This is a genomic window from Nostoc sp. UIC 10630, from assembly GCF_010747425.1.
Lineage (GTDB): Bacteria > Cyanobacteriota > Cyanobacteriia > Cyanobacteriales > Nostocaceae > Nostoc.
This window is the reverse complement of sequence record NZ_JAAGOG010000075.1, coordinates 11,543-33,720: the sequence shown is the minus strand read 5'-3', so window position 1 is coordinate 33,720 and position 22,178 is coordinate 11,543. Positions and strand designations below refer to the sequence as shown.

Here is a 22,178-nt window from a genome sequence, read left to right as displayed (position 1 = left end):
ACCGATTTTTACAATTATCTATGTCATTTTGGAATCTCCCTTAGTTTTTATTAGTAAATAAGATGCGTTTGCCCTGGACTAACTCCCGACACCTCCCACAGTCCCCAAAGGGGCTTAGTCACCAAGCTCAGTGCTATTATCTTTATCAATATGATTAGGCTGAGATGTAAGCTGTTGTCTTGTTTGCTGTTTATCAAAGGCAATGAGTCGATTAGTCTCTGAGTATGAAAGGTTATTTTGTGTAATTTGAAACTCATTAGAGTCATCTTTATAGGCTGTAAAAGCTGTTTCGGGATTACCAGTTTTTCTGTGAACGCTGAGAAGTTGCATTCCTTCTTTAATAAATAGTTGCAATCTGTAGGCTATCCCTTCATAAATGCGTCCTTGTTCAGTATCCTTGCCCATTGTCATGACAGTTCTCATGACTGCTTTAATAAGAGATTTTTCAGTAATATCAATAGCTGGTGAGACATTGTTTTCTCTAGATTTATTTATGTTGTCTTCCTCCTTGCTAAGAGCTTCTTGCTCCCTTTCATCTTTGCTGACCCTCTGACCTAAAGGTAATTTTTGCACTCCCGATTCAAATATCTGTTGGAGGAATGTATTCTTCTTCTGGGCAATTAAGTTTTCAACTCTTGCTGAGTTATCTGGTTGAGATGCAACAGATGACTGTTGAGTTACAGCAAATTTATTTAAATACTCTGTGTAATATTTCTGTTTGAGATTTTGCCTGTAGTTTTCAATATTTTGGACATTTTGAGATAAGGTTGTTCTCAGTTCTGACTGGAGATTTTCTCGCTCAGATGCATCCAATGTGGTGGTTGATTGTAACGACGGTGGATGTTTCTCCAGAAATAGTGCTAGTCTGTAAGCCATCATGTTGTTAGAAAGGCCACTGTCACAATTGATATTGCTGACTGTTTCTTGAAGTGAATTAGATGATTGGTTAGAATACATGGCTAATGTAGTTTACAGTTCATTTTCGGCAGAATTAGATTGAGCCTTATGATGTGATTTTTTAAATTTTTGGGAATATACTTCAACTTTTGGGCTGTAGGTATTATGGATGACTTTGCTACGGACAGATATCAAATCTTGGATAATTTCATTTAGTGGGGGAAGGGAAATATCAGTTAATCCTTTGGCGCTTTGCTCAACAACACTATGGATTAAAAGTTTATTATAAAGTTCACGTTGTTCGCCAATGGAGAGTTTGCCATTGGATTGAATCTTTAAACGAAATTCAGCATTCTCCTGTTTTGCGATATCAGCCCATCGATGATTATCTTCTAGCTCTTGCCAGTATTGACCAAGCAAAGGATGAAGGGGTAAAGGAATGCTCTCGATGTCAGATTTGCTTAATTGATGTTGAAAAGTAGATATTTTTTTGATTGGTTTAGCTACTGCTGTATTGGCTGGCTGCAAATTGATATCTTGAGAGTTGCTAGCTAGGTCAAACGTAGAGTCCGGGGAAAGAGAATTTTGTTCAACCTGTGCTGCTGTGTAAGGAACAGAATTACTTTTTTGTTGCCTATTTTCTAAGTCTTGCCAAAGTTTAGCAATTTTCGGGTGAATAGGCACTTCCATATCACGGGTAGCATGAGGATTGGCAGTTGCTTCCTTGGCAGGTTGTTGAATATCCAACTTTTGAGCAAGTAATCTGAGTTTAGCTAAGTCTTGTTCAGTAATAGCAAGAGTCTTAAGTTGATGTGTCATACCTGAATCTGTTCTGCTGAATTCAAAGCTGGCAGCAACTCTTGTAACACCAGTATGTTCAGTTTTCAGAAGTTGCAGAGTAGATGTAGTATCAAGTTGACTTTTCTGGTAGAGAATACGGTAATTGCCCAACTCCAAATCATCACAACCAGTCCTTTTTAGAGTTTGAGTGAGGATTTGCAAGATTTCAGAAGTTTTAAAGCTCTCTAAAATTGTGTGCGTACCATTAAGGGAGAGTGAACCAAGGGTATTAGCAATCTTCCTGGGGTCTTCATCGACTGAAGGTAGTTGTTTGCCACTTTTGAGATAATCAGCAACTAACAAAAACTCCTGCCTTTCGATTGGAAACATATCTTTAGGTTGCTCAGACAGAGTGATAGCTCCCCATTTATCGGCATAAAATTGCATTAGTGCCAAGGTTTCGTCAGCGCGGCGATGAATACTGTAATTATTGCCGGATTTTATGATAGTAAAAGCATCAGCCTGATAAACTAAATTACCATCTTTTTCAACACCATAATTCTTCACAAGGGCATAAGCTACAGAAGCAATTTCCTTATTTTCTCTAGCTTCTAAACGCTTTCTGAAAAAATTCTGCTGGTATTGTTTAACCTGTTCTCTTCTTGCCCAAGAATCAAAGGAGTGAACCGATACCTCCTTTAAAGGTAGAGAAGCGTTTTGAGCAGGAGCAACTTTTTCTTTACTTTCATCGGCAAGTACTTCAGCATCTATTACTTGCCCTCCTATATTTTGGGATGAACTTTCTGGGGTTGTAATTAGGTCTGTTGGTTGTATGATTGACAACTTGGAACTGGAACGAGTTTTTCCAAAAAGAGCAATTGTCTGTTCTTCTTCCACACTTTCTCTTGACGGATTTAGATTAACAGTGCCATCACCAAGTTGTTCATAAAGATGGATCTGTTCACCATTTTTCAGAAAGACTGTTAGGCGTAAATCGGGTGGCTGATTTTTCTCCCACCAATCATTCAGGGGGACAGATGCAATAAACACTTGCCTCAAAGCTGACGCGCCCTGTGCAACAATCAAATCATCTACACCTTTTTCTGGGCCTGGTAATTCAACGATACTGACCTGAGCGCCAGCATCAGATAAAAGTTGACCAGTACGGTATGTAGCGATATCAATGTTGCGCTTAGTTTTATACCGAGTTTCATAGTCAAAGCAAATTTTGATGTCCCTGTTTGGGGTAGCAAAAACTGCCAATTCATCATGTAATATGGGCACAATTTGATTCCCCAGCCCATCCTTACTACGATAGCCAGCATAAATCCCTGGTAATCCAATTGCTGCTTCACCTTGGCTCAATAGGCTAGCGGCCTTCTTGGCTCCTTCGGCGAGTGTGACTGGAACATTATGTTTCCACACACAGTACCAAAACCCCGATTTGCGATCGCTAATACTTGGTTCAACTCCAGCTTTAGAATAAATTTGTTGAGCGATATCTTGGGGAACATCCAACAGGAAGATGCTTAATTCAACTTTCGGGGGATGTTCGTATTTGATAAACTTGCCTCTGTTATCGGCTTTTTCTCTCGGATTATTAGGTTTGTAGCATCCCCATATTTTTTGAGCGGGTTTATCTCCCGGCTCGTTTGCTGAAAAAGAACGAGGATCTACACCAGCATTACACCACCAGCCCCCATCCTCAAGGTGAGAATATTTGTTGAGCATTCCAGTAGATAGTCGTCCGGTATTAATACGTTCTAAATTCTTGCTGTACATGAGATATTCCCATGCTTCATGCTCAAGTTCTATTGGGTCTAAGTGTAAGCTCTTAAAATTAAGCTCGACAATTTCTGGAGCGATCGCACTTTCCTCGACTAATTCTTGCCAGTGGTTTGGATCTATGCGTGATGTCAGAAGAGGCAGGGGTGCAGAGGGGCAGAGGGGCACGGGAGAAGGAGGCTTTTGGGCAGGAGGGAGAAAACTTGTACAAATTCCTTCTTCACTTCTTTGCTCTTCCTCTTCTCTGCTCCTATACTCCTCTGCTCCTCTGCTCCCCTGCTCCTCTGCAACGCCAGCCCAAATTGTTGAGTCAGCCTCTTGAACGCTTGGTATAACTACTAGTTCAACGGGTGTAGCAGAATTGGGCAAAAATGGAGGTGTACCAGACGGCGGTAAAATCGGAGGTGAATCACTGGGGGATAATTTAGGAGGTGTATTAGAGCCAGGCAAAAGTGGATCTGTATTATCCGGTGGTAAAAGTGGAAATTCATCATCAAATGGTAAAAGCGGAGTTAATAATTCTGTTAATAATTTTTCAATTTCTTCAAACTCTGCTTGAATAGATTCCTCGGTTTGCGGGTCAAATTTCTGCCATTTCCAACCACCATTTTCATCAGGAGTCATCACATAAGCTTCTTGACCAATTGACAATTTTAATCTCTTATTTATTTCATCATCTATTGCTAACCCTATCGAGTCCAATACAAATTTTAGATAAGGAGCTATCACTGCTCTGGCAAAGTATTCACTGCTTTTGGCATAAGCAGAACTCAATTGTAAATGTCGTTCATCAAACATAAGACTATTAGTTGAGAATTTTTAATCTTTATACCGATATTTTCATGCCACCTCTTGGCGATGAGTTCAGTTTTTCTTGATACCATTGAGATAAAGATTTTTGCACAGCGTGAGAACAACATCTTTGGAGGATTTCATATTGTTTCCAATCAGCTCCCACGCAGGCTAAATCAATAAGTTTCCCTAACGGAGTAACGCGATTAAAGATAATATGTAAATGAAGACAATCAGGTGTAATTTCCAAAAAGCTAATAAACTGTAAATCATCCCAACCAATACCATGAACATATTGATTTAAAATTTGTTGGCAAGATTCTTCTGTCAGAGGCTGATGAAGATTTTTTAAAGTAATTATGGTATAAATGCCAACTTTTTTAAGTTTTGGCCTTCGATAAGAGAGAGCTTGAAAACTGGCAATGATTTCGGAAGTCTCAGCATGAATATCTAAAAAGCTGACTGAGCAAGTCTTTCGATTCCATGCTATTTTTTCAAGGATACTAAAACTCTCAATAGCAGATTCTTCAATAATCATTCGCATAAGGAAAAGTTCTTAATGAAAGGGAAATAGGGAACAAGGAACTTTTAACTGGGGTAATGTAAAGGAGGATTTATACCCATCTACAATTCGTTAATGACTCTTTTAAATAAAAACATTTGATTCAAGATCAATCAATGAACTAACCTCAGATATATCCAATGGCAAAGAGTTATTAGAAACTTCTGGAGAATTTTGAGATAAAGGGAAACGATTGTTGATATTAGCAATTCGGATATCTAAGTCTTGCTGAGTTGGAAATTTCTGAGTACTTTTTCGAGCTAAAAGGCTGACAATGTTAGTCCATCTCTGCTGGTTATATTCTTCAATATCTCGAATAGCTTGAGGGATTTTGAGAGATTTTAGCAAAGGAACCGACCCCTCATTTTTATTAGAATAAGCAGGATTAATGAAGACACATTTACCTGGAGGCAACTTCAAAAACTGGGCTGACTCAAAGAGTTTTTTAGTTTTTTCCTGCTCACTAGTAGTAGTGTTTGCTTTTCCCCCGCCTGTAGAACGGCTTTTATGCTTGTACTTGATTTCCTCATCGCCCAAGAAACTGGAGAATAATTGTGCAGACTCATTTTCACCAGGATTGAAAACAAACTTAGTCCCGCAAGCCCCAAGAATAGTCTTAGCAACTTCCTTTCCATAGTTTTTCTCAAGCTGCCCCATATTCTGCCAGCCCAGGATACCGCAGAACCCCTCAGAGCGTGATTCGTTCAGCCATTTGAATAAGTCTGGTAAGTACAGAGAAGGCAGTTCATCGAGTGCAACTATAAGAGGATCAAGACGCTTTTTAGCAATGTTCCGAGCAATTGTCATGTGTAAAATGCTGGTGAGCAAAGGGCTAACTGCGTCCCGACGTTCTCTGTCTAGCCCGAAGATAATCATCTGTTTACCTTTGATTGATAAGGGAAGAGTAGTCTTACCAATGAAACAACCAATAGTATTTTTGGCCATGAAGCGAGTGAACATTATGCTAGCGGTAGATACAATGCCAGCAACAGTTTTTTCACTTGCGGCGGAACTGAACAACTGACCAAAGGCAATTTTAATCCAAGGATTGAGATTAGCTGCTATCAATCTTTGCACCATAAGTTCAGAAGAAAGGATGGCGGCACTAGTCATAACATCAGCGCATTCGCCAAACTCTTTAGTCAGCATCAAGATAGCTTGTGTCAACTGATCCCCTGCTGGAGCAAAGAAACCATCTTCATTACTATTACTAAGAATGCGGAAGTTTTTATTAATTACAGTAGCGATTTGCCTAGCTGTTTCAGCATCACTACTGTCTCGTAAAAAGTCCAATGGATTACAAACTTCCGATTCTGGAAATCCTGGGGCGAAAATGTGAACATCATAGCCCTGACCCTTAGCGTAAGCAGCTATTTTGGCTTGAGAGGGATACTTAAAATCATAAGCAATTATCGGAAATCCTTGGTCAATGGCAGAGTAAATTGCGGGGTTAATAGCACTGAAAGTTTTACCACTACCGGGAGCGCCAATTGCCGCCGTTCCTCGTTGAACATCAGGAATATAAAAAGTAGTGCCAGCGCCACTTTCTTGTTTAGCACCCTTGCATTTATGCTTACCTATGTAAAGTGCAGCACTATCACATTTGGGTGAATTTATTTGTTGTAGCGCCTTTTTCTTGGCAGCAGCAGTTTCTTTAGTACCTCCCCAGTAACTAGTCGCAATCTTCTTTTTATTACTGCCATCGCCAAAAAATACTCTCATTAAAATGTAAGCAGCCAACATACTTATAATTGCTAATCCACTTGGTTTAAATAAATGATGAGTGTACTTACCAATGTCACTATGTGGATTTTGTAACTGTTCAAAATGAAATGGTTGGTTGTTTCTATAAGTAGTCAAATTATTGCTCATCACGCAAAAATTCAGGAATTAAGAATAGTTAATTAGGAACAGTAGAGGGACTACCAAAAATAATTGGGTCTTTTTCGTGATAATTGATAAACGGAACTGGCCCAATAAAGTAGGGAGTACAAGTCCGACCAACAAAAGGAATAGTCTTGCAAAAACGGAAAAACATAGCAGTGTTAACGGAACCGCTCGATTCATCTATATCCCACACCACTTGTTTAAATGATTTACCAAAGGGATGACGACCTGTTGGCTCAAGACCACCATTAGCTACAGCTAAAATTCCATAGCCACCTTTTACTTTTTGGACTTTACCCGAAATCCATTGCGCTCCAGTGGTCTGACCAAGACCTGAAGCTTCAAAGTGGACGCAATTATTTTGATTGCAAGGGACATTAAAACCCTCTTGATAACTGCCAGAAATGCTGCGAATCCGGTTAGCTTCTATATCTCCCAATGGCAAATCTACTTGACCAACGAAAGAAAGATCCGGCTCTGGCACATTAGGAAAATTATTCCAAGATAAATCCTTCAATCCGGGGATGTCTGAAATGAGAGTATCTTGCCAATTAGCAAATTCATCAAATGATGAGTTTTCAATCCCCGGAATCGATGTCAGCTTGTATTTAGACAAATCAATTTCATTGCCGAGAGTGATATTATCTAAATTGTAATAATTAGCAACGTTACCAATTCTTTGATTAGTGCTGATACCCATTTGGCGAAAAAAGTCAGCTATTGGTGCTACACTACTGGCTGATTGATTAGCTAAATCAGGTATAGCCTTGACTAAATCGCTAAGGGTTTGAGTTTTGATTATTCCAAAATCATCAAGCTTTAAACTATCTAAATCAATAGCTAATGCCTGAGATATCGTCGAAAGGGTAAGCTTTTCAATATTCAGATTGGCATCTTCAAAATCCCCAAGCTCCATAAAATCGCCAATACTTTGTCCAGCTTGCCAAGTTCTAGTCTGATTCCCTCGGTCAGTTGGGTAAGTCACATTACCAGATTCAGATACAATCATGTCTTGAAACTTCATTTTTGACCAGTCTGGAATCAAGCCATTCTTGCTACTAACAAATGGGACTTGTGCTGATGCTTTGGGCAGTATAAATCCAATTACCTGATTCATGATTCCATACTTACAAAAACTGTGAATAAACAATCCTGCTAGCAACCCAAACAATATTAAATAGCGAATCGTGTCAAAACTAATTTTGGGCGAACGCTTTGATGTTTTCATATTTGTCCAAGCTCAATTAATTTGTTAACTAATTTAAGTGAAACACCAGCTTTATCAGCAGCATCAGGCATTTGCTCTCCACCTTGAAAATGAGTCAAGAATTGCTCAATCCGATTGTGAAGTTCATCAGATGAAGAGAGCAAACCATTACTAATCGCTACTCTCATCCCCGCTCTGATTTGTTTTATGGTATTGATAGTTTGTACTAAGGGCGATAATCTCGGTCGAGCTACTAGAGAAAATGGCTTGTCGTTAATAATTGACACTTGACTATATTCAGGACGGGAATTAGATGGGGTAACTTGAAAGTGGTAAACTTTGCGCGAGCCAGAAGCAGTTTGAGTAATCACTGTAAGCAAAGTTGCACTTGTTTGCGGCAGTCCTGGAACCGGAAGCTTTTTAATCCGGCGTAAGTGAAGTAATCCAGCACTACTGTTTTGACAGTTCTGGTCGATTCCCTCTAAACAACCATCAGTGTCAATCAGAACTTGCGAGGGATCGTCAATCCACACCCGCTTTACCATTTCATTGACTTCATAAAATGAAATTGATACGCCTGAGCCATTCCAGACCTTAATTTTTTGCAGCTTGGCAGTACTGCCACTAACCTGAGATTGCTTTATAGTGCGGACTGTACTTTGAGCATAGGTTTTGACTGGAACTAGACACACTGCCAAAAAAGCAGCAACCCCAAGCTGGAGCGCTGTCATGAGTTTTAACTTCTTCATGGCAACTCCAGAGAACGATTCACCAAAAACGTAATCTTCGTCCCCTGTGGGATATACCAAACATTGGGACGAGCGGTGATTTCTTGGTTAGAAGTTTCTGCACGACGAGCAATGATGTCACTAAGCTTGCCAAAAGCACCTTGTAAGAATGCCCCGCCAATATTGCGCTGGCTGTTTGAAGTCGTGCTAGAGCTAAATGTCCCTGTAGCAGAATTAATTACACTGCTACTGGAATCAGATTGATTCAGGATTGTTCCTACTTGGCCCAAACCACTGACTAATCCCACAGTCAAGTCAGAACCTCCCCCTTTCTTATCTTGGAACTGTTTAGCTAACAACGGTTTCCCGCCTTCTCCTAGTACAGAAATTGCACCGCTACTAATTGGGTACTCAGTGTTATCTTTGATAATGCTGGTGACTTGCACACTTACATAAGAGCCACCATTAACCTGTAGGGGTTCAACGGCCAATAAAGTGCCTTTATGAATTGCCACATTTCCATAGTTGTCATGCAAATCAGCCGTTAATCTAGCAACATAGCGTTTACTATCATCTGGATTTTGCTGTTGTTGGAAGCGAGTATTTTCGCTTTGCTGCTTGACCACTGGAGTCACTAAAACACCATTTGCGAATTCCCCAACGACTAAATAGCGAGTTTTACGCTGTTGCAGAATTTGGTTTTCTTGAGACAAGTAATTACCATCTGCTACTTGTTTATCAGATTTAGAATCGGCTAACCAACGAGGGCGAATTTTCTCAATTTCTGTGGATGTACTGTTAGAGAAGTTAGGGCGTGTTTGCTGTGTTGTATAAGCACTATTGGGTGGCTGTACTTTCAGAAGTGTTGTATTCGGTGTTTGAAAGGATGTCGCCTCTGTTGATATCTGCTGGTTATTTGAAGTAGGTGTATAAGCGATTTTTCCGTAAGATCCTAAGCTGCGAAGTCGATTAAATTCAGCTATCACGTCTGTTGGCGTTTCTGTTTTCGGCGTAACAGTCCTAACAGGATTACTAATTCTTGGCAATGTTTGATTACGAGGTGGTGATGAAATAGTCGGGTTAGTTCTACTCGGAACGTAATATCGTCTAGGGCTATAACTTTGTGTTTGTGCCACAGGTCTAGCTGTTGGTGTTGGTGGTGAAGCTGCAACACTCACAGGTTTATTATTAACTTTAACTTCCTGCTTACTCTGATTAATCTTATTTAATTCATCTTCTTGCTGATTCAGCGCTAACTTAGCGTAAACATCCCCATCTGTTTGCTCAACTTGTTCTTTATTTCCTGAAGACTTTGGTTCTTCAATAGTTTTAGTAGTATCGCGGTTATCAGGATTAAAAATTCCATTCAGCAGCCAAAATATAGCTAGGAAGGTCAATCCAAAAGGGAGTGCTATGACCAACAATCTTGACCAGGGAGAAGTAATTACTGTATGTTTAGTTGTGACTGATGAATTATCTAATTCTCCCTCTGACGTAATTTCCCTTGGGCTGGAATCTGAACTCATTGCTGAAGATTTTAAGTCATCATCTATTTGGAGAAAATCATCTACAGTTGATGAGCTATTAATCTGAGTATTTGTCATTGTCTGTTAGCCAAATTTAAATCGACGATTTGCGTAATTTCTAATCCAGCTTGCCTGACTTGATATATTTTCTTTGCCAGAGCAGTAGTATCATTAGGGATGTTTTGCGGTGTACTAATGGCTTCTACAGTAATAGTTTTGTTAAAGGGTATACCTTTGCCTGCATTATCAACTCTTGTAAAAGTAACGAGAGTAGCTACTAAATCTACTGACCATTGACCATCTTTAATTTTGCGAGGTGATGAAATGAAGCGGGGAATCAAAGATACTTGTGTATCACCGTTAAATACCCCTGCTGGGGTCATTTGAGCTAGCTTACGCAAAAATGCTGTCCGAAAATCATGCTTTTCACTGATTGCATAAGCAGCTTCATAAGAAGAAGTAGTTACTCTGCCATTAGAACGTTCAGTTCTACCTACATCTATACCAGCATCTTGTTTAGTAATGGGTTCTCCTTTTTCATTAAAAGTTTGAACAATTCCATCCCAGTTAAACATCTTGATAAATGTGTTAGAAATAAATTTTTTAATAACTTCATCGGAGCGTTCATTCGGTTCTACTGCTTGGGCAACAACTGATTCTCCTGATGACAATTGCACTAGCGCTAACTGCTTTTTACCTAAACTACTGACTGCCCCATAATTAAGGATTTGTAGTAATAAAGAGAACAAAGCCATCGAAAATCCAGCTAGTGAAATTATTCCGATTCTAGTTGGGACAGATTTGTTATATTGCAGAAGCTGTAACGGCTCTGGTTTTGCCTTTGTACCATTCTTTGTATTAAACATTGTTAGATTATTGCTGAAGAGGGAACTCTTAACTCTTAATAGAGAACTCTTAATATAGCTATTACCTCTATTTACTGAATTTTGATACTAAACTGCCACCAGATGTTGTTATAGCTTTAGTAGCATCAATAGCGATTGTGCTATAGGTTTCAGCCGCTTTGTTGATTTGTTGAAGTACAGCTAAACCACCACCAGCAGCTAATCCAGTTGCTAAGAAAGGAGCAAAAATCCCAATTGTAAAAAGAAAGAATAGAGGTTGATCTGCTCTAGAGGTAGCAATCAATTGTCCGGCTAATCCGGCAATTACGTTGAAACAAAGTTTTGCCATTCCTACAGCGAAATAACCCGTAAGCCAAGTAAAAATTGCTTTTCCACCATAAGGTAACAAAGAACCACCTACAGCTAAAGGGCCGAGAAGTGCTGTTAACAACATCGTTAGTTCAATCGCCCATTGGTAAGCTCCGTTCAACCCAATCAGTACAATCGAAACAATTTCGATGACCGAAGAACCAATATAAGCACTGAAAGGAGAAAGTATTACTTGTATAGGATTAGCCCCACCTTTAATTGCCTCTATTGGAGCTTGAATAATTCTGTCTATTTTTTGAATGACCCACGAAAACGGGCCGCTTTCACCAGTAAAATAACTCGGATAGTCTTGTTGAAGTCTATCTTTAGCATCCGACAGACATTTAACAGATTCTTCTGGACTCAAAGACGAGGTTTTGCAATTTTCTATTTCTTTCGCAATAGATCCACGCACCGCTTCTACACCCAAAGCTTTTTGATATGCAGCTCTTAAATCAATACCTTTTGCTGTACGTGTTAGCATGTATTGGTTTGTATTGTTAATGTAATTTCTGATTCCGAGAGTACCTGCTCCTAAAGCTTTGCCATTATTTGCTAGGAGTACTATAACTATCAACACCCAAATAAAATCTGTGTATGCACGTTGTTCATCACCTAAGAGCATTTTCTTTGTCCACTCAACCATGAAAAAAACAAATGTTGCAACGGCGAATAATACACCGACTTTGCACATAGCAGCATATAAATCACCTGTGATAGTTTCTTCCCAAGTCTGATTAAAACCTTGAGCAATAAAATCTGCTGTCTTACTTGCTTGTTCTAATAAATCTGCACCAGCAAACTGAGATTGAGCGAATAAGTAATTTTTTGAAAGCATAAGGGTGAATTGATGATAAGGAATCAGGAAGATGTTAAGAGTTTCCTCTCCTGGTTAATTTTCTTGCGTTGGATCTAAACGAGATATACCGATAAGTTCATGGGTCAAAGAAAGAGTACCTAATTCATTCAAATCTTGTTTTTTGCGTGCATTTGCTGTGTTTTCTGCAACTTGAGTCAGCATGAGATTGGAGTATGAATTATCCTGCCTTGCTTGCAATGAATCAGTGCGCTGTTGTGCCAACATGGAAACCACCAGACCATTTTGAGCGGCGATCGCTTTCAGGACATTTTGAGAAGCATCCATGTCTTGAGCTTGGTCAGCAATGGTTTTCGCGTCTTGAGCTATTTGTGTTGTTTTCTCTATTTTTTGAGATGTATCTGCTTGCCCAGTTTTACCTACAACACTGATGATTGAAGCTCTTGTGAGTTCTCGCTCTAAATCTTGCCCCTTTTCCTTAGCGACTGGTAAAGAGTAAGTATCAGCAATTCGATTTTTGAGTTCATCGCTACTAGCAATCGGATCTGGCGCTCCCATCTCTCCGACAGTATTATCAATTGCAGCTTGAGCATCTTTTTTAATCCCAGCCCAACTCTGATCTATTTGCGATTTTGTCCAAGTTTGGATCTGACTTACTTCACCTTTAAGATCATCAACTAGAGAGCTAAAAAAATCACTAATGACTAATCCATAACTGGGTGTAGCTAGTAATAAACTTACTACAGTAGCAGAAAGTAGTACAGCAACTTTTTGACGATTCTTCATGGTTAAGCTACCTTTGTTTTTTGTAATTGAAACATGAGTTTTTTAGCTTCCTCAGATAATTCTTCTGACCGAATCATTTTGATATAATCTTCAGTAAACCTGACCATTCCTAATAAAGGATTATCTTGATAATTTTTCAGAAAAAGAGTCCGCAATTCTTGCTCATGGGGATTGTTAGCAACAGATGCCAATAAACAGTGGGCGGGATAATAACGGCAAAAAGTTAGTTTACCGTTATCATCAAGCAACCATTGAGAGTAAATCCCCGATTTTTGGGGATAGAAAGCTTCTGTACTGTTAACCCGAATGATTTCGGCAGGATATTTAAATCTCTCTATGAATGGGTCTACTGCTGAGGTTTGTATCCTCCCGACTAATCTAGTCCCAATATTTGCAAAAATCTTAGATGCTGCCTTGCTTTGATAAATACTCTCTGGCTCTTGGGCAGATAGGATTACGCGAATTCCCGCTTTTGCACCATTTGCACACAATCTACCAATCAAATCTGCAATTGATTCAAATTGAAATAAGATTGGTGCTTCATCGAGGAAGAAGATACTGACTTTCGATGCTAACGCTCGTCTGAGTGCAGCAGCATAAGCGCTTAGAGCTAAAATGGCTGCATCCGTCTCACTTGATAAATTTCTTAATGCAAAAACAAGTAATTTTGCATCAGTTCTAAAACTAGAAGGGCGAGAAATTGACTGTCCAACTCTTGTGCTTAACCAGTAACTAAGTCTCAGTCGAATTTGTTCTAAAGCTGACATTATATCTCGACTGTTACTGGCAATAGAATCTAATTTAACAAAAGCTGGGGAACAGTATTTGTAAAAGTCTTGCAGCGTTGGAGTTTCTGTCCATGCCTTAGTTCCCACTCCTGATAAGAGCGCTAACTTATAGCGCATTTTAATTTCATCATCGTTGAAAAATATTTTTAATGTTAAAGCAATGATTGATTCAATATTGGTAATCATCCCAGGACTAACCCCAATCATGCTAGTTCCAATCACCATTGTCATCAACACTGATTTCAAAAACTCCTTGAAATCATTCAATCTTTCATTGATAATTTCTGGTTCTAGCCCTTGCAAATTCGGTAACTCAAAAAGATTGTTGTATTCTTTAGAAATATCAAAGTAAGCCCCGTCTTTCCCCAACAAATTAGTGTAGTCAGTGAAAGTAGATGTACCATCTGGTTTGGGGTAATCTAAAGCGACAACTGGGATATCTTGGGCAAGTGCTGGTGTAAGAATTCCAGCCACCAGTACTGATTTCCCCGAACGAGTTGCACCGAAAACAGCTAGATTCTTGTGATTTTGGTACAAGTCTAGATATACAGGTGTTCCGCCCTCTTCTGCAATTAACTCAAACCCAGTCCGATCTCCTGTGGCTGTGCGGATCAAAGGCATCAGCCCTGGTGCTTCGGAACTAAAATATGGCAGTCTGCGGTTAAAAGGCTTGGTTAACAGTGGTTCCCAAACAAATGGACAACACTGCAACCATGTCTTCCAGGCGTATTCTATCTCCCGGTCAACTGCCGCCGGACGCAAGAAGTAACTCGCAAGGTAACGGCAAGCTTCATCTAAAGAGCGTGTTGATTGACGGTGTACCAGAAAAACTACAGCCGTGTGTACGACAACATTTCCTTTGTAAATCGTCTTTTGAGCTTCTACTGCTGACTCAATATTCAGTCCCGACTTGACATCAATATTACCTTTATCACTGGATAATGTCGTAGAAGTAATCGATTGTTTAGTTAGTCTTTGCAGATTAGTTTTTGTGATTCCTTGGTTAGCTTTCGTAACTTGACAGATGATTTCAGTATCGAAAATACTATCTCTAGATATCAGTGACCAGAGATATCTTAGTTGTCCCTGTTCGTCTATCCAGCCCCCTGGTTTTTGACTAAAATTCAGCGCTCCAATATATTTATCTTGGATTTTTACCCATTGACGATCCAAAAATGGTAAAGACTGCTCATCTTCTAGTAAATGATGCCGGATGTGAAAATCGCTTGTTTGGGTTTCAATTAGTCCATTTATTTCATCTATTTTTAAGGGATTTGGGATTGCTGTTGGTGGAGAATGGTTAAATTGCTGCCAGATTACCGTCCAGAGTTCTTCAGGACTCAAAGCTTTAATCCCTAATTTCATCTTATTACTCAGCAAATTCTCCCATGATTGAAAACCAGCATTAAATGAATTTTGCAGAATATTTTCAATCTTGGTATTATTAATGTAGTGAATTTCTCCAGTGAATTTGTACCAGATTTTCTCCAATTGTTTAATAATAGACTCAACAAAATCTTGATTTCGTGACTCATCAGAAGCAACAGTATAAGTACACCATAACCTCAAGAATTTGTTTTTTCGGATTCCACTTTTGGTTAATCCTTTGATTCGTAATCTTTCACTACGAATCAAGAGTTTAAGTTGTTCGACTGAACAAGTATTCTCAATTTGCTTAAGTTCTTGTTGCCGTTCATAATCCGAAGTAAATGAACCAAAATGTATGGTCATTGATTCTTGCTCTGGGATTTCCTTAAGTCCGGCTTCTATCCCCTCGAATATCGGTAATATTTGTTCATTGGCTAAATTCGGATGAATCCCTAAACAATCAAAACAAAATTTAATCTGAATAGATTCACCTTTTTTGAGAATCAATGCACCTATGCCTTTTCTCCCGCCTAAATTCAAGTTGCAAATCCCTGCTAAATGAATAATGTCCTCAAAGGGAGTCAAGACTTTAGCAAACTCAATTTGCTCTTTTTCTAATTTTTTCTTACCTAACTTATCTGGATATTTAGATTGTTTCGGAGTTTTCATTATGAAGGCACAAATTATCTACGATTGGTGGATGATTCAAATTATTTACTGTTATAAAACAGGGAACTCTTAACTCTTAAGTGGGAACGGTAGAAAATGAGAAATTCAAGAAGAATTCAGGAGCAGAGCCGGAGATGCTACGAAGCACCGCTTTTTCGGTCTATTACATTTCTGAATTATGACCCAACTCTTGGAGAACTATGCCGCAGGCTTTACGACAAGCTCAGGGCATCGCCCCTGACGGAGTGAATTTTGACTCTCAACCTACTTCTTTAATTCTGGGAATTCCTCTGTTGCCTGTTACCTATTCCCTTTTAATTCTGATTTTTGTATTCTTTTTCAATGTTTTAAAAGGCATATAACCTCTACTAATTCGTGGTACGCCGATAAATTTTCCCAAAAAATCTTTATTCGTAGAAACTACCCACCATGTTGCCCATCCCCAAGCAATACTTAATCCAGTTGCTAACCATCCAGCTTGAAATGTATAAGAAACAACAAATACATTCACTACTCCTATTACTGACCAAGGAAAAATTTGGTCGGCGGGAAATGGGCCTAATCTGGGTCTGTCTCCCAAAATTCTATTTACAGTCCGAAATTTATTTTCATTTTTCATGATCTCAAACTATTTCAGCATGAAAAGACTGTATTAAATCAGTTATCAGTTATCACAGTTTCAGTCAAATAGTTTGACCCTAACTGTTACCTACTAATGAGTGAGAAATGGGGGACTCTGACGATGCAGATAAATACATCACTCTCTACTGATAACTGTTTACTGTTGGTTATGCCGCACCTCCACCAACAATCAAGCCAGTAACTAAATCTCCTACAAAAACTGAAAGGACAATAATTAATGGAGTTCTGGCTAATGTTTGGTTGAAGTCGATAGAGAAATCACTCTCTCTACCTCTTCTACAGAACTGGACGTGAGAGTTTCCCCTCATCCAGCTCCTCAGCAAATTGGCTTTTGTCATAAGTACCGCTAACATCAGAAATATTCAGAATGGATTTATCTGAATATATTCCTGTGTCAAAACTGCATGAGAAAATGAAGCATCCCTGGCAGTTTTTCTATCGTGGCAATGACGATGAAGTAATTGAAAGTTGTTGTATGAATTTCTACCACCTTTAGATTTGGGGATGATATGATCAACTTCCATTAAATCTCCGTCTTGGAAAAAGAGTCCGCAGTGGGTGCATTTACCTTGTTGCTTCTTTAATAATGAAGCAATCCTGGTAGGCACTTCTGGGTGATGACCCATTCTTGAACTCCAGTAAACCCAATTACCATCATAAGGACTGCGGCTGCCTTGCACTTTGATATGTCTGATGATTCGAGTATCGCAATGTTTAGCAAGTTGACAACCATCAGGTGTACTGAAACGCCAAAGGTCATTTTCAGCTACTCTCCAGTATTTGTTAGCAATCTCATGCTTGTTACTGTGAGTACATCTATTAGTTGCCCATGCCCGCAGTTTTTGATAAGTTAAGAAGTCTGCCTTTGAAAAGGCTTTTCTACTGACACCGCTTGAATAAAAGTTTGCCCACCCTCTGATTACAGGATTTAGTTTGTTTATTAGTTCCTGTTGTGGTGCGGTACTATGGGTGTCGATTATTTTACCGATGTCTTTCAGATGCTTCTCAAGCTTATCCGAACTTGGGGTAATCAAAGTTTTAAAACCAAGTATTTGTCCATAAGGGTTTTTGGCACTACGGTAGTCTCCTACTTGATATTGCCTAATATTAAACCCTAAAAAATCAAAGCCTACTTTTCCTTCATACTCATTGAAAGTATGAGTCAGTGAGGTTTTACTTGGTTTTAATTCTAGCCCCATGCCTTTTAACCAATCAGTAATCAGAATTTGGCATTTTTGAACTATGGAAATATCCTCATGAAGTACCACGAAGTCATCGGCATATCTGATTAGAATTGGTGAACGAATAGTCACCTTTTTCCCGTTGATTTTCGGATCTCTTCGAGGAAATGCCAGTTGAATGTGGTTTTCTAAACCATGCAAGGCAATGTTTGCCAGAAGTGGAGATATAACTCCCCCTTGCGGCGTTCCTTCATGATTAGGAAATAAGTTTCCTCCATCCAATATTCCCGCAGTCAGCCATGCTTTAATTTGACGGTGTAAACTGGGGAAAGTGTTCAGTTTTGCCAACAGAGCTTGATGGTTAATGCGTTCAAAACATTTACAAATATCGGCATCCAGCACATATCTAGCTTTTTGCTTGATATTTAAATAGATTGCTTGAATCGCATCATGCACGGAGCGTCCTGGTCGAAAACCGTAGGAATTCGGCTCAAAACGTGCCTCCCATTCGGGTTCTAGCGCCATTTTGACTAAAGCTTGCAATGCACGGTCGTACATTGTCGGAATACCCAAAGGTCTTTTTTCTTGGGTTCCTGGCTTTGGTATCCACACTCTGCGGACAGGATTTGCCTTACCGTTGAGTTTGAGACTTTTAACCAAGTGCATACGTTGGTCTGGTGCTAATAGTTTGACACCATCTATTCCAGCAGTCTTTTTACCTTGGTTGTCTTGTGTAACCTTCCTAACGGCAATACATTTTGCTGACCATGAATTTAAGAGGGTTTTCTGAAGCTGTCGAACTGTGACTAAATCCTCACGATTAGCGGCTTGGTATATTCTCTTTTGCAGCTTGTAAACCTGACGTGCCAGTTTCTTCCAAGGAATTGACTGCCAATTGTTTGGGTTTATCTCGTGGGTTTTTGGTGTGTCAAGTTCTGATTCTATCCTGAACTGTTGTTCGGCTTTAGACATATTCACTGCTACTGTTGACTATACCTTCCAATAAGCCGTGTGTCTGTCTGCATATCCCAGACATTACTCTGGGCTTTAGCTTTTGACACAATCCCTTCCACTTATGGCTTGCGGGTGGTTCCCTGCTTGATTCTATTCAAGAGCGCATAGGTGGATTACTTCGTTCCGAATGACCATTGATTGAACCTTTAGAGTGACGCTCTCCACCGGGTTTAGAGGGAAGTGCTGACTGGTCGAGACTGGAATCGCCAGTTCCCTATTTTCCTTGCCATTTTGGCTTGGGCTAATTAGCCGTCGTTGCCCATTCGATGTAACGATGGTTCAATCGCGTCTTCACACATGGTTGCTCGTGGGTTCTTGCTAGACAGGTTGCTGAGTACGGCTTTCAGAAGTCTGCCTTTCTTCCCCGCTTTATCCGTTTGATAACCAGTCTCCCGAATAGGGGAAGTGCTTTTACTGTTGCACTTACAGAGTAGGACTTTCACCTACATGGTCATTCAGTTATCATGGTTAAATAAAACCAAGCTAACTATCCCCCAGTATTGCTACTGGTTTCAGTTAAACGAATCGCACCCAATCTTCATCGTTGCGGGCCGCTTGAACAACCCGGACTAGGCTGATGCCTACGTAGAGTAAGAACAGACCCCTTAATACGTTGAAGAACAATGCTACAACTGCTTGTGTTTGTCCGTTCCCAGCATTACCAAAGGTATTAGTCATCCAGGTTTGAGCAGTGTTAAAAAACTGTGCATCGGCTGGCGAGGAAGCAAAGTCAAGTAGACAAACAACCGTCAAAATCGTAAACAACACCGCATAAAGATTGACTCCATACTTGCGTTGTATCTGCTCAAAATTAGTCAACAGAGCTTGAGATTGCTTTGGTAGTGCTATAGCGATCGCCGTAGCAATCATCAATCCACCTAAGAGGATGTTGTGGACTGACATCGACACGATCATTGCCGTACCCGTCGCTCCCATTAGCGCTAGTGTGCTATTTGTTATCTTGCTGTTCTTTTTTCCTGAAGTCAGTACAGCAGCATTATTGACAAAGCTTTCAGTCTCGTCGTGGTAAGTATGCATTTCGTTCTCCTGAAACGATACGCATATTATTCGGGTTTTCACCCACAAAACCTACAAACCAAAGTACTAAAAAAAACCGTACCTTTGCCTACATAGAATATTTAATACAATCTATTTCACAGCAAATCTAGCAAGTAGACTGCTTATATAGATGTTATAGCTGTTTATTATCAGTATTTAAAATTATATAGGTATACAATTTTATATTCATTGATGAAATTTAGAGAAATAAGCGCCAGATTGCCTATTGACTTTTTTCCCTTTGTTGGTTTTCTCATCAGTATGGAACCGATAATGGCTGGATGTTGAGCTTGTCGCCGACTTGAATTTTAACAGCACCAGAGGGCAGTTCTAAAACCTGAGTAGCAACACTACCCCTGTAAATTGGACAAGGATTTTTTGCACAAGGTGGAGCGTTGTAAATTACCGTCGTCACCATACTATCCTTGATGAAAATGATGTCTAGGGGGATTTTTACTTGCTCCATCCAAAAGGGGACATTTTTGTATTCCTTGCCCAAATTAAACAACATCCCGCGATCGCCGGGCAAATGATTGCGAAACTTCAGCCCCTTCTCTAATTCAACAGGTGTGGTGGCTACTTCCAACTTGAATGTCCGCTGATTGTAGGTGAGCATCTGCTTTGTGGGTAAATGCTGGGGACGAGTTTGCAAGTAGGCGATAGTTGATGAAGCGACAATTATTGATATTCCCGCAATTGGGCCAAGAATATTTAACAGTTTGTAAGCCGCAGCATATAAGTCGATTGTTGTGGGAATTTTGACTAATTGCATAATTTAACCAAAAATATTGACATTGCCGGCACTATATATACTTGAGTCAAGGGGACTGGACGGTAAACCCTGTAAATCAGCTTTGTTTCGCATACCCTCAATCCGTTCAGCTTCCCGGATTGCCAGAGGATTCATATTATTTCTCGCTGACAATAATGCTTCAAGTCTAATTTCTAGCGGCGGCAGTTCACCTATAGGTGGAACATCGTCTGTGAACATCAGGCAAAAAGTAGAGATAGCCGCCCTTTCCACAATTGCTTGGATTTCCGCACCCACACAGCGATGGGTCGCTTTGAGCAGTCTACGCCATTCTTCATCGCTGAACCCATCTCTATCACGGAACCGATAATCAAATCTAGCGAGATGAATTTTAAAAATCGAGTGTCGTTCCCCATTATTGGGTAAATCCACCTTAAAAATGTCGTCAAATCTCCCGCTTCTAGTCAGTTCTGGTGGTAGCCATTCAATGTTGTTGGCAGAAGCAATAATTAATACATCACTCTTTCTTTCCTGCATCCAGGTTAACAACATCCCTGCTAGTCTTCGGGACAAATCATCATTGAGAGTAAATCCCTTGTCAAAGTCGTCTAGGTATAGAATTACACGGTTAATCCTGTCTACTAGTGCCAGCAAGTTTTTTAGCTTGTACTCCGCCATGTTGCCGTAACTACGAAAACTGCCCCACTCTAAAACGATCATCGGAATCCCCAATCGCTGGGAGCAAGCTTTCGCTGAATGAGATTTACCTGTGCCTGGGGGCCCAATCAATAAAATACCTTTGGGTAGCCGAAGATTATATGCTTTAGCTAACGGCGTTAATAAGCGCTTATATGTCTTAAAAGATTCCTGCATCAAGTCCAGTCCGCCAACTTCAATTGCTGGGGGCTGGAGAAACTCAATATTGTAAACTCGCCTGAGCAGGTCAGTTTTGTAAAGAGAAAGTTTTTTTGTCAGTTCTTGGGCTTTGGTACAAGAAGCTGTAGCCCAACTAATCCCATACTCAATATCTGCTAAATACATCCCCACAGCAGCAAGGGCAATCTCATTAATTTCCTTTTCACTATAGTTTTTTGGCAATACCCCTTGTAGATAATTGCTGATTTCTTCAACTGTTGGCAGTTCTTGTCTAATCGTCGGCACAAATGCGGTAATTTCAGATGAAAGACTGGCGTTTGGCCCCAACAGGATAGCTGTTCTATTTGAGTTCCGGTTGTCAAGTTTCAGATTTATAAGGGCAGACTTAATCCATTCGGCGGTTAAGAAAAAATCCGGGTCAGTAGTTGAGTTTCCCAACCAAGGAAATATCCCCTCTAATATTAAAATGCCTTCTTTTTCAGTCGCTTTCCAAAATCGCAGGATCTCAAAGTAATCTTCGCGTTTATTTTTGGTCATCGGCTGATACTCTAGTACTTGTTGTAAAATCAAGTCCTGCCCATTAACCTCTAACTGATGTAGTTGATCGTCTGATAGTGTCCACAGATAGCATAAAACGTGCTTTTGTTGACATTCCCTAGCAATGCTTTTCAGTAGTCTTGCCCTTTCTTGCAGTGGAGATTCTATCGCAATCAAAGGATTGTTTAGTTTTATCAGGTCAAATACTTGCTCTATCAGCGTAGTATTCATCAGTTTTTTTATTTGTTGGTCATCCTGATAATAAAAGTTGTAAAAAATTGTTTCCACAGACAAAAGTATTGAAAAATACAG

17 protein-coding genes are annotated in these 22,178 nt (G+C 39.8%); all 17 read right to left on the bottom strand.

The features are described from left to right. Positions 1-114: 114 nt before the first annotated feature. Positions 115-957 carry a hypothetical protein gene (locus G1O98_RS18460; protein WP_163930362.1) on the bottom strand — a complete coding sequence of 281 codons (843 nt, stop codon included), beginning with the start codon at positions 955-957 and terminating at the stop codon, positions 115-117. 12 nt (positions 958-969) lie between these two features. After that, on the bottom strand, positions 970-4,260 hold the full coding sequence (locus G1O98_RS18455) for a DUF3854 domain-containing protein (RefSeq protein ID WP_163930360.1): 3,291 nt from the start codon (positions 4,258-4,260) through the stop codon (positions 970-972). 28 nt (positions 4,261-4,288) lie between these two features. Beyond that, a complete protein-coding gene (locus tag G1O98_RS18450) occupies positions 4,289-4,792 on the bottom strand; it encodes a relaxase/mobilization nuclease domain-containing protein (RefSeq protein ID WP_163930358.1) in 504 nt (167 codons plus the stop codon). Positions 4,793-4,900: 108 nt separating this feature from the next. After that, a complete protein-coding gene (locus tag G1O98_RS18445) occupies positions 4,901-6,688 on the bottom strand; it encodes a type IV secretion system DNA-binding domain-containing protein (RefSeq protein WP_163930356.1) in 1,788 nt (595 codons plus the stop codon). A gap of 28 nt (positions 6,689-6,716) precedes the next feature. Beyond that, positions 6,717-7,931 (bottom strand): hypothetical protein, encoded by a 1,215-nt coding sequence (locus G1O98_RS18440; protein WP_163930354.1) that lies wholly within the window; start codon positions 7,929-7,931, stop codon positions 6,717-6,719. Then, entirely contained in the window at positions 7,928-8,659 is a 732-nt protein-coding gene (locus G1O98_RS18435; RefSeq protein ID WP_243458473.1) for a hypothetical protein, read from the bottom strand. Before G1O98_RS18435 ends, G1O98_RS18440 begins: the two co-directional genes overlap by 4 nt. Next, entirely contained in the window at positions 8,656-10,242 is a 1,587-nt protein-coding gene (locus G1O98_RS18430; RefSeq protein WP_163930350.1) for a TrbI/VirB10 family protein, read from the bottom strand. The genes G1O98_RS18435 and G1O98_RS18430 overlap by 4 nt, the downstream gene beginning before the upstream one ends. Beyond that, complete coding sequence (locus G1O98_RS18425; RefSeq protein ID WP_163930348.1) at positions 10,239-11,030, bottom strand: hypothetical protein; 792 nt, start codon at positions 11,028-11,030, stop codon at positions 10,239-10,241. Before G1O98_RS18425 ends, G1O98_RS18430 begins: the two co-directional genes overlap by 4 nt. A gap of 67 nt (positions 11,031-11,097) precedes the next feature. Beyond that, positions 11,098-12,216, bottom strand: a complete 1,119-nt coding sequence (locus G1O98_RS18420) for a hypothetical protein (RefSeq protein ID WP_163930346.1) — start codon at positions 12,214-12,216, stop codon at positions 11,098-11,100. A gap of 54 nt (positions 12,217-12,270) precedes the next feature. After that, positions 12,271-12,981 carry a hypothetical protein gene (locus tag G1O98_RS18415; protein ID WP_163930344.1) on the bottom strand — a complete coding sequence of 237 codons (711 nt, stop codon included), beginning with the start codon at positions 12,979-12,981 and terminating at the stop codon, positions 12,271-12,273. 2 nt (positions 12,982-12,983) lie between these two features. After that, positions 12,984-15,806: a hypothetical protein gene (locus G1O98_RS18410; protein WP_163930342.1), complete on the bottom strand. Its 2,823-nt coding sequence runs from the start codon at positions 15,804-15,806 to the stop codon at positions 12,984-12,986. Between the two features lie 304 nt (positions 15,807-16,110). After that, on the bottom strand, positions 16,111-16,425 hold the full coding sequence (locus G1O98_RS18405) for a hypothetical protein (protein ID WP_069074926.1): 315 nt from the start codon (positions 16,423-16,425) through the stop codon (positions 16,111-16,113). A gap of 169 nt (positions 16,426-16,594) precedes the next feature. Then, entirely contained in the window at positions 16,595-16,756 is a 162-nt protein-coding gene (locus tag G1O98_RS18400; protein WP_163930322.1) for a hypothetical protein, read from the bottom strand. A 54-nt stretch (positions 16,757-16,810) separates the two neighbouring features. Beyond that, entirely contained in the window at positions 16,811-18,601 is a 1,791-nt protein-coding gene (ltrA, locus tag G1O98_RS18395) for a group II intron reverse transcriptase/maturase (RefSeq protein ID WP_163930340.1), read from the bottom strand. A 558-nt stretch (positions 18,602-19,159) separates the two neighbouring features. After that, positions 19,160-19,681, bottom strand: a complete 522-nt coding sequence (locus G1O98_RS18390; protein WP_163930338.1) for a hypothetical protein — start codon at positions 19,679-19,681, stop codon at positions 19,160-19,162. A gap of 277 nt (positions 19,682-19,958) precedes the next feature. Then, entirely contained in the window at positions 19,959-20,474 is a 516-nt protein-coding gene (locus G1O98_RS18385) for a DUF192 domain-containing protein (RefSeq protein WP_163930336.1), read from the bottom strand. A gap of 3 nt (positions 20,475-20,477) precedes the next feature. Further along, positions 20,478-22,097, bottom strand: a complete 1,620-nt coding sequence (locus G1O98_RS18380) for an ATP-binding protein (RefSeq protein WP_163930334.1) — start codon at positions 22,095-22,097, stop codon at positions 20,478-20,480. Positions 22,098-22,178 lie beyond the last annotated feature (81 nt).

Bases quoted from the DNA above. Each gene is read 5' to 3' on its own strand.
- G1O98_RS18460 (WP_163930362.1), bottom strand. From the start codon at position 957: ATGTATTCTAACCAATCATCTAATTCACTTCAAGAAACAGTCAGCAAT.
- G1O98_RS18455 (WP_163930360.1), bottom strand. From the start codon at position 4,260: ATGTTTGATGAACGACATTTACAATTGAGTTCTGCTTATGCCAAAAGC.
- G1O98_RS18450 (WP_163930358.1), bottom strand. From the start codon at position 4,792: ATGATTATTGAAGAATCTGCTATTGAGAGTTTTAGTATCCTTGAAAAA.
- G1O98_RS18445 (WP_163930356.1), bottom strand. From the start codon at position 6,688: ATGAGCAATAATTTGACTACTTATAGAAACAACCAACCATTTCATTTT.
- G1O98_RS18440 (WP_163930354.1), bottom strand. From the start codon at position 7,931: ATGAAAACATCAAAGCGTTCGCCCAAAATTAGTTTTGACACGATTCGC.
- G1O98_RS18435 (WP_243458473.1), bottom strand. From the start codon at position 8,659: ATGAAGAAGTTAAAACTCATGACAGCGCTCCAGCTTGGGGTTGCTGCT.
- G1O98_RS18430 (WP_163930350.1), bottom strand. From the start codon at position 10,242: ATGACAAATACTCAGATTAATAGCTCATCAACTGTAGATGATTTTCTC.
- G1O98_RS18425 (WP_163930348.1), bottom strand. From the start codon at position 11,030: ATGTTTAATACAAAGAATGGTACAAAGGCAAAACCAGAGCCGTTACAG.
- G1O98_RS18420 (WP_163930346.1), bottom strand. From the start codon at position 12,216: ATGCTTTCAAAAAATTACTTATTCGCTCAATCTCAGTTTGCTGGTGCA.
- G1O98_RS18415 (WP_163930344.1), bottom strand. From the start codon at position 12,981: ATGAAGAATCGTCAAAAAGTTGCTGTACTACTTTCTGCTACTGTAGTA.
- G1O98_RS18410 (WP_163930342.1), bottom strand. From the start codon at position 15,806: ATGAAAACTCCGAAACAATCTAAATATCCAGATAAGTTAGGTAAGAAA.
- G1O98_RS18405 (WP_069074926.1), bottom strand. From the start codon at position 16,425: ATGAAAAATGAAAATAAATTTCGGACTGTAAATAGAATTTTGGGAGAC.
- G1O98_RS18400 (WP_163930322.1), bottom strand. From the start codon at position 16,756: ATGAGGGGAAACTCTCACGTCCAGTTCTGTAGAAGAGGTAGAGAGAGT.
- ltrA (WP_163930340.1), bottom strand. From the start codon at position 18,601: ATGTCTAAAGCCGAACAACAGTTCAGGATAGAATCAGAACTTGACACA.
- G1O98_RS18390 (WP_163930338.1), bottom strand. From the start codon at position 19,681: ATGCATACTTACCACGACGAGACTGAAAGCTTTGTCAATAATGCTGCT.
- G1O98_RS18385 (WP_163930336.1), bottom strand. From the start codon at position 20,474: ATGCAATTAGTCAAAATTCCCACAACAATCGACTTATATGCTGCGGCT.
- G1O98_RS18380 (WP_163930334.1), bottom strand. From the start codon at position 22,097: ATGAATACTACGCTGATAGAGCAAGTATTTGACCTGATAAAACTAAAC.